Origin of the sequence: Flavobacterium sp. (genome assembly GCF_044338735.1) — a bacterium.
Classification (GTDB): domain Bacteria; phylum Bacteroidota; class Bacteroidia; order Flavobacteriales; family Flavobacteriaceae; genus Flavobacterium.
The window spans coordinates 1-8812 of sequence record NZ_JBIIWV010000088.1; the positions used below are offsets into that span (position 1 = coordinate 1).

Here is an 8812-nt window from a genome sequence, read left to right on the forward strand (position 1 = left end):
CGTTACAAGCAATTACCCCAGAATTATCATCACTGGTAATACAAGTTAAACCCGAAGTACAATTACCCGTATATACACTAAAATTCGTGTCTTTACAAATATTAATCATAAGATCAGAGGAAACAGTTACTGTAGCATTAGCTGTAGGGGTATAAGTATACCATTTAGATAAAGTAGTTGAGGAACAAGCTGTATTAATATTGGTTTGGTTTATAGCACTTACAGTTGTAGTGCCAGCAGTGATAACCGTTGCAGCTGCACAAGGATTGTAGCCTGCAGGAAGTTCACTAACTTGAAAATTAAATCCTGTAGCGGCATAGCGGTTGTCCCAAACAATATAGTAGGTTGTATTTGCAATGGCATTAAATGAAGCTAATGACAAATATGAATTTCCATTTGATGTACAATTAATACTCCCCGAATCATCATCAGCAATTACACACGTTAAAGCTGCACAAGTGCCACTATAAATTCTTAATCGGGTATCTTTACAAATATTTTCTGTTAAATCAGATGAAACAGTAACCGTATAATTACTTGTGGGTGTATATGCATACCATTCTGCGGCAGTTGTAGATGCATTTGTATAGTTACACAGAGTTTGAGGTAACTCAGTTCCGTTAATAGTGCTTATTGTAAATGTTCCTGCGGTTGTAATAGGTAATGCAGTAGCGCAATTGTCTTGAGCATAAAGCGTTGCAAATCCAAATCCGATTACCATTAAAAAGTAAATTTTTTTCATATTCAAATATTATTAGCGACAATCGTCTAAAGAGTTAATCCAATTTTCTATAAGTGTTACCCCTTCGGTATGAATAATTGTACGTCCATGAAGTGGCATTCTATAGGTTTCATCAACAGTATTTACTCTATGGTATAACATGGATTGATTTACTCTTCTCGGAGTTACAATCTTGCTTAAATCTGGGGCAAAATCTTGCATATCTTGGGTGTCAACACATACGCCCATATTGTTTAAATTGTTATAAGTTTCAGAAAAAGAAAATCGCATTGGGCGATAATCACAATGACCATTTTCAGTGTGGCAATGCGCACAATTGATATCAAAATAAGAGCGCATTCTTTTATCTAAAGGCTTACTAACATCATTATAGTTTACGGTAGTATTTTCTTCGGTAGGTAAATTGAAATTGTTTTCTAAAATTCCAAGTTGAACCCACTTTGTAAGTTGATTTGCAGTTTCACTCCCATAGTTAAAAGGCTTGTTTAAGTTTTGTGGTTTTATGCCTATTGGGATATTAACTTGACTATATACATTATTGATGTAACTTTTTGTTTTATGACAAACAATGCATTGAGCTTCATTAGGAATTCGGTAATCAATGTTTCTAACGACATTATTTTCATCGCGCCAAGAAATGTTTTTAACGCTACTGTTTAAATCCATATAGGCTTCAGTTTGATCGTCATTCCAAACATAATCGGCAAAAATCCAACCCTCTGCTTTTCTAATCATTATTCTTGTTTCAATGATTTTAGTAGTATTAGCAGGTTGCACATTGTCGTAATAAAAAGTCTTAATAATTGCTGAACCTACCGGAAGTTCTAAAATGTTGTGATCACCATTATAAGTTGCTTTTGCTCCTTTTGGAATCCATACAAATCGTTTTTTATGTGCATAATCGGTAAATAAGGATGAAATTGGCTCATAAGGAATTACATCTGTAGATGGAATTTGGTTTTTTAATTCGCCGCTAAAAAAATGATAATCCGATAATTTTTCAAAAGGTACAGCACTTAAGTCTACAACTACCGGTGAAACATCGGTATAATCTTGGTCATCGTTGTCTGCACATGAAAAGTATAAAGAAATTGTAATAGCAAAAAGGGAAAGAATTGCGTATTTTTTTATCATATTGTCCTACTTTGATTGATATTTTAATTAACAAATATAACTTTTTTTTTAAAATAGTAAGACTATTATATGACTGACCTTTAGATTTTTAAAATGGTATTTGAAATTACCACATTGTATTGTGCCAGATTTTTTAATGCTTCAGGCGATTGATAATCAAATGTCATTTCAAGTGTTTTGTATTTCTTTTTGTTTTCAATACGATTGATGCTGTCATAAAAACGTCTAACTTCTTCCATATTAGATAAAATTAGTTTTGGAACGTTTACATTATTACCCGATTCATCTTTAGCAACCATTGTGAAATAACTGGAATTACAATGTTTTTTTACGCCGGTTTGAATTTGCTCAGAAATTACTTTAATACCTACCACCATTGATGTTTTTCCAACATAATTTACCGAAGCCTTTAACGTAACTAATTCGCCTATTTCAACCGGATTTAAAAAATCTACCGTATCCACAGAAGCCGTTACACAATAACACCCCGAATATTTTGAAGCGCATGCAAATGCAATTTGGTCCATTAATTTCAACAGATAACCACCATGAATTTTTCCACTAAAATTAGAATGGGAAGGCAACATCAATTCAGAAAGTGTAATCTTTGATGCCGCAACAGTATTAGCAGTATGCATAGTTTATTCGTTTAGTTCAGAGATTTCATTGGTATCGTTTTCGGCTCTTTTTAACACCGATTCGGGTAACGATTTTTTGGCTTTGGCACCCATTTTTTTCAGTTTTTCAACACTGGTAATTAAATTTCCTTTGCCTTCGGTTAGTTTATTCATGGCTGCACCATATTCTACTTTGGCTTCATCCATTTTTTTACCAATCTTAATCAAATCACCTACAAAACCTTCAAATTTATCGTATAAAGCACCAGCCTGACGCGCAATTTCAATCGCATTTTCTTGTTGCTTTTGATTGGTCCACATGCTGTCAATCGTGCGTAAAGTGGCCAAAAGAGTAGAAGGTGTAACAATTACAATATTCTTTTCAAAGGCTTTATTATAGAGCGTTGTATCTTCATTTAATGCAACTGCAAAAGCCGATTCGATTGGAATGAATAACAATACAAAATCGGGACTTTCCATTTGATATAAATCCTGATAATTTTTGTTTCCCAATTGTTCTACATGTCTATTTATTGATACCACATGCTCTTTTAAATGTTGATTTTTCAAACTATCATCTTCTTCATTGATGAAGCGTTCATAAGCAGTAAGCGTTACTTTTGAATCGATAATCATTTTTTTACCATCAGGAAGATTAATGATTACGTCTGGAAAAACGCGATTACCTTCTTCAGTAGTATGGCTTTGTTGTACAAAATATTCTCTATCTTTTTCGAGTCCTGATTTTTCTAACACGCGTTCTAACACCAATTCACCCCAATTTCCTTGCATTTTGCTATCGCCTTTTAATGCCTTGGTTAGATTGATGGTTTCCTTGCTCATTTGTTCGTTCATTTCGCGAAGGCCCAATATTTGTTGGCGCAAAGCAGCATGATAATCGATACTTTCTTTGTGCGTGTCTTCAACTTTCTTTTCAAAAAGTTGGATTCGATCTTGTAAAGGCGAAAGAATGTTTTTTAAATTTTCTTTATTTTGTTCGGTGAATTTTACGGTTTTTTCTTCTAGAATTTTATTGGCCAAATTTTCAAATTCTTTGGTGAATTTTTCCTGAAGTTGTTCTACTTCTTGCTTTTGTTCTTTATTGCGCTCCCAAAGATTTTCAAAATCATTCTCTTTTTTTGCCAAATGAATGGCCAATGATTCTTTTTCCTTTTGCACCGTTTCTTTTTCAGAAACAAGCTGATTCATTTGAATTTTTAATTGTTCAATTTGACTTAAGTAGCCATTGATTCGTTCTTCTAAACCTGATTTTTCAGATTTTGATTGAGCAGTAAAAAGCAACTTTCCGATAAAAATTCCAACGGAAAGTGCGATAATAAAAGTGATTAAAATAAGCATTGATTCTGACATAAATGGATTGTAAAATGTAAAAATACGGAATAAATTTAAACTTCAAATTTGAAAAATGTATTTTTGCAACAAATAATTTTCATGCACCATCATTTCTTAATTCACAAACCCTACGGCTTTTTGTCGCAGTTCATTTACCAGCTCAAGCGCAACAAGAAGTTGTTGGGAGAATTGTATGATTTCCCAGATAACACGATGGCAATTGGTCGTTTAGATGAAGATTCAGAGGGCTTACTTTTGTTAACCAATGACGGCATGATGAGCGAAATCGTTCGGAGTAAAAAAGTAGAAAAGGAATATTATGCCCAAGTCGATGGAATCATTACAGATGAAGCAGTTGAACAATTAAGAAACGGAGTTGAAATTGGTTTGCACGGCAAAAAATACAAAACCAAAAAATGCAATGCTTTTAAATTAGAATCAAACCCTAATTTAGGCGAGCGAGGTAAAAAGATTCGGGATGATCGGCACGGACCTACTTCTTGGGTTTCTATAACTCTAACCGAAGGAAAATTTCGTCAGGTACGAAAAATGACATCAGCTGTTGGTTTTCCTACGTTACGGTTGGTTCGAGTTCGTGTGGGAAATATTCATCTAAACGATTTAAAAGCGGGTGAAGTTATAGAAGTGACTGGTTTTGATGTGTAATTTACTTGATTTTAAATTTACCAATGGTGGCATCAAATATCAAATGTTCTGAATCAAATAACGTATTAAAAATACCAGTCTGAATTAGATTACAGGGTTGGTCTTGTACAATTTGAGTTGGAGTAAACACAATCATCTCATCGGCCATTTGAATCGCTAAATCAATATCATGGGTAGAGTAGAGGATGGTTTTACCGGTTTCGTGGGTTAATTTTTGCAATAATTTTAATAAAGTTGCTTTGTGAACCAAATCTAAATGCGTTGTGGGTTCGTCTAAAATAATAATCGAAGTATCTTGCGCCAAAGCTCTTGCAATTAAAGCAATTTGCAACTGACCATCGCTAATTTCATCGTGTTTTTTGTGAATCAAATGTTGAATATCGGTTAATGCGATGGCTTCTTGAATTTTTGATTTATCAACTTCAGATAAAGTTCCTAACCAATTGGTATAAGGCTGTCTTCCCAAAGCTATAATTTCGTAAATAGTTAAATTACTTGGCGGCAATTTTTCAGTCAATACAATACTCAATTCTTGAGCTAAATTAAGTGGTTTAAAACTTTGAAGCGATTTGTTTAATAAATTAACTTCACCATTTAAAGGAGGAATTAGTCCGGTTATGGTTTTTAATAACGTTGATTTTCCAATTCCATTTTCCCCAATTAAAGCAATTAATTTGCCTTTTTCAAGGTTGAGATTGATGTTTTGAGCAATGGTAATCGTTTCCGATTTTGACTTGTAGCCAATCGAAAGATTTGTCGTTTGTATGGTGAAATTCTGTTTACTCATTTTAAATTACAAAAATAGGTTTAGCCACATAGAAACATAGTTTTTTTATAGAGTTTTATTTAGAAACTAAAGTTTAGTATAGCTTTATTCTTTTTCTAATTTTTTAAAATATTCGTTTACAAATGTTTTTTGTCCTTCTCTGAATATATTAAAACAATTAAAATTAATTATAATTCCTTTAGGAACTTTCATTAAATTCATATAATTCAATACCTGAGCATCATGAATCGGTTTGATTTCAGAAACAGATTTCAATTCAACTATTAAACAATTTTCTACGAATAAATCACAACGAAAATCAATATCAAGTTCTTTTCCTTTATAAACTACTGGAACTTTAAATTCAGAAATAAAATTTATGTTTTTATTCTTTAATTCCTCTATCATACATTGTTGGTATACACTTTCTAACAATCCGCTCCCCATGTTTTTATGCACTTCAATTGCAGCTCCAATAACATTAAATGTCAGTTCGTCTAAATATTTTTGTGTCATATGTCTTGTGTTTCTTGAATGAAAATTTAGCTTTAAATAGAATTTTTTAATTTACAGGCTATGAGTAAAAACTAGTTTTCTTTAGTAATCTCAACAAAAAATAAACCTATGTTTCTATGTGGTTTATCTCAATTTAACAATTTTAATCTAAAAACGTTTCTTTCGAACCAAAAGCCAAATCACTACTGGTGCTCCAATTACAGAAGTTATTGCATTAATTGGTAAAGTAATATCATTTCCTGGAACTTGAGCAATCGTATCGCAACAAAGCATTACAATCGCGCCAAGTAAAAGTGTACTCCAAAACAAAACAAAATGATTACTTGTTTGAAATAATAATTTTGCCATGTGTGGAACAGCTAAACCAATAAATGCAATAGGACCAGCAAAAGCAGTAATGCTTCCAGCTAAAATACTCGTAGCTATTATGATTAGTATTCGAGTTTTTTTATAGTTGATTCCAATGCTTTGAGCGTATTTTTCACCCAATAATAATGCGTCTAAAGGTTTAATTACTATAAAGCTGATTCCAATTCCGATGAATACAAATAGTGATAAAAGTGAAATTTCATTCCAAGATAAATTTGAAATACTTCCCATTGACCAAAAGGTGAATTTCTGTAATTTTTCAGCCGAAGTAAAATAGGATAATACCGAAACAATTGCGCTTGTAAAACTTCCGAACATTAACCCAACAATTAAAATTGCCGTGGTGTCTTTAAGCTTTTGGGAAACTAATAAAACAGCCATTAATACCAAAAAACTACCTAAACTTGAAGCCAAAACTAATCCGTAATTGGATAAAAAGAACGTTGAAATAAAAGTGGGTAAAAATCCTGTACCTAAAATAATGAAAGCTACTCCTAAACTTGCACCCGAACTTAAGCCTAAAACATAGGGTCCAGCAAGTGGATTTCTAAACAACGTTTGCATCAATAAACCACTCATTGAAAGTCCAATACCAACTAAAATAGCGGTTATTGCCTTTGGAAAACGAAAATTCCAGAGAATAATTTCCCAACTTTCTTTACTCATTTTTTGCGAAAAAAGCCCTTTTATCACTTCTTTCAATGGAATAGAAACCGAACCTAAACTAATATTCAGCAAAAACAAAAATACCATTGCAACAAGCAAGAGGATAAAAAGAAGGTTTTGTTTTTTGGTAAATTGCATGAAATGAATTTTTGGCTAAATTACGTTTTTAGAATAAATTTTAGTTTACTATTGTAGCACAAAGTTACACGAAGTTTTTCACAAAGTTTCACAAAAATATCTTTGCGACTTTGCGTCTTTGCGAGCAAAAATTATTTTAACTTCTCAAAAAAGAACAATTCATAATCCGGTAATACTTCAGGATGCAAAATTTTTACAATATCTTTCAATACTAAATCAGGTCGATTTTGGGCTAGTTCATAATAAATGATGCCGCCTGTTTTTCCTTTTTTAGTACTAAACGAATATATATTTTTATTAGTAACTGCTTTAAAATGAATATAATTAGGATTGTTATCCAAAATTTCTTGAATTGAAGTAAATTGGCCGGGACCTATCCAAAAATCAGCGTCCTTGGCTTTGTCTAATACACTTTCAAAAGACAACGCTAAACTTCCAGTTCCTTTAGAATCTTTCCATAAATAATTGCCATTAGCTTCTTTTAAAAAATAGGCTGCCCAACTATCGCCTTGGGGTAAAAACCATTGATCTTCGTAGATGGCTCCTGCAAAAATAGTGGGTTGATTTTTTGATTTTTTTGCTAAAGCTAGTACCGAATTGTATTCTTTCTCTATCCAATTGAAGATTGCTGTCGCTTTTTCGTCCAAATCATACAAAGCGCCAAAAAACTTAATCCATTCGGCTTTTCCCAAAGGTGTTTTTTCAGTCCAATCGCCGTTGAAGATTATTTTTTGACCGTTTTTTTCTAAATTTCTATAGGTTTTCAAATCGCCATCAACACTAAATCCTACAATGACATCGGGTTGAATGTCCAAAATAACTTCGGTATTCAATCCTTGATTAGAACCTAAATCTCTTACTTTTCCTGCATCGATAAAAGCTCTTGTTTTTTCGGAAGAAATGTATTGTGTTGATGGAAAACCCATTAAAGTATTTTCTACACCTAGAGATTCTAAAGCAGGAATATGCGTTGTTGAAGTAACAATTACTTTTTTAATTGGCACTTCAATTGACGTAAATTGTTGTAAACTATCTGGAATTTGAATACCTTTTTTATGCAGTATATAGGTGTAATTTTTTTTAGCTTCTGGATAGGCATTCGTTACTTTTACTATTGAGAAACCATGATGTTTTTCAATGGAAAATCCGTTTGCATATTGAACACTGTTTTGTGTAGAAGTATTCAGATTTGCAGAATCATCCGATTTTTTACATTGGGTTAAACCCAAAAACAAAACGACTAATAAAAAATAGTGACGCATAAAATTGTTTTTGCAAATGTAGTTTTTTTATTTTCTGCTCGCAAAGACGCAAATACGCAAAGACGCAAAGTTTTTTTGTGAAACTCTGTGTTACAAAAAAAACTAAATTTGCCAAAAAAAAATGAGAACAGATTCTAACGAGTTTATTTATGCAGTTGCCACGATTGTTATTGCCCACTTTGTAATAGGTATTATTTGGTTATAGCGAAAAATGAACAAGAAGAAGTAGTTTTAGATTTAAATTTTATAAAAATATAGTACATTTGCAATCGAATTTTGGTTGTTGTTTCTGAATTTTCAAAACAACATTAAAAGGGAATCAAGTGATTGATGATTGTTGAATAGTGATTTATGATTTTAGAATACTTCATAAATTTAAATTCGACAAACTTAAATCAAAAATCTTGAGCTGTTCCCGCAACTGTAAGCTACAAAGCTTGTTATTATCTACAATACCATTGTTTGCCTTGGCGAATGAGAAGGTCGATAACAAGACGCAAGCCAGGAGACCTGCCACATTCGTTGAGTAACAAACTTTCGGGAAAAAAAGTTTGAGTATGGGTAAATTCTGTGCTTTTCTCCC

General features: G+C 32.4%; 8 protein-coding genes, 1 pseudogene and 1 riboswitch. Of the genes and pseudogenes, 1 reads left to right on the forward strand and 8 read right to left on the reverse strand.

Going from position 1 to position 8812, the window contains the following annotated elements; all coding sequences use genetic code 11:
• The 4 genes and pseudogenes from ACIQZC_RS06900 to rmuC all read right to left on the reverse strand — a co-directional run.
• A pseudogene (locus ACIQZC_RS06900) lies at window positions 1–742 on the reverse strand (hypothetical protein); the annotation flags it as partial.
• A 12-nt stretch (window positions 743–754) separates the two neighbouring features.
• Window positions 755–1876 (reverse strand): hypothetical protein, encoded by a 1122-nt coding sequence (locus tag ACIQZC_RS06905; protein WP_396138501.1) that lies wholly within the window; start codon window positions 1874–1876, stop codon window positions 755–757.
• A gap of 80 nt (window positions 1877–1956) precedes the next feature.
• Entirely contained in the window at window positions 1957–2514 is a 558-nt protein-coding gene (locus ACIQZC_RS06910) for an acyl-CoA thioesterase (protein ID WP_396138502.1), read from the reverse strand.
• Between the two features lie 3 nt (window positions 2515–2517).
• Entirely contained in the window at window positions 2518–3864 is a 1347-nt protein-coding gene (gene rmuC, locus ACIQZC_RS06915) for a DNA recombination protein RmuC (protein ID WP_396138503.1), read from the reverse strand.
• An 81-nt stretch (window positions 3865–3945) separates the two neighbouring features.
• Between rmuC and ACIQZC_RS06920 the strand changes: the two genes are divergently transcribed.
• Window positions 3946–4512 carry a pseudouridine synthase gene (locus ACIQZC_RS06920; protein WP_396138508.1) on the forward strand — a complete coding sequence of 189 codons (567 nt, stop codon included), beginning with the start codon at window positions 3946–3948 and terminating at the stop codon, window positions 4510–4512.
• Window position 4513: 1 nt separating this feature from the next.
• Here ACIQZC_RS06920 and ACIQZC_RS06925 read toward each other — a convergent pair whose 3' ends face one another.
• From ACIQZC_RS06925 to ACIQZC_RS06940, 4 genes are all read right to left on the reverse strand, one after another.
• Entirely contained in the window at window positions 4514–5299 is a 786-nt protein-coding gene (locus ACIQZC_RS06925) for an ABC transporter ATP-binding protein (RefSeq protein ID WP_396138504.1), read from the reverse strand.
• Window positions 5300–5383: 84 nt separating this feature from the next.
• Window positions 5384–5794 (reverse strand): GxxExxY protein, encoded by a 411-nt coding sequence (locus tag ACIQZC_RS06930; protein ID WP_396138505.1) that lies wholly within the window; start codon window positions 5792–5794, stop codon window positions 5384–5386.
• Window positions 5795–5941: 147 nt separating this feature from the next.
• Complete coding sequence (locus ACIQZC_RS06935; RefSeq protein ID WP_396138506.1) at window positions 5942–6967, reverse strand: FecCD family ABC transporter permease; 1026 nt, start codon at window positions 6965–6967, stop codon at window positions 5942–5944.
• 131 nt (window positions 6968–7098) lie between these two features.
• Window positions 7099–8229, reverse strand: a complete 1131-nt coding sequence (locus ACIQZC_RS06940; protein WP_396138507.1) for an ABC transporter substrate-binding protein — start codon at window positions 8227–8229, stop codon at window positions 7099–7101.
• Between the two features lie 260 nt (window positions 8230–8489).
• Window positions 8490–8762: riboswitch (cobalamin riboswitch) on the forward strand.
• Window positions 8763–8812 lie beyond the last annotated feature (50 nt).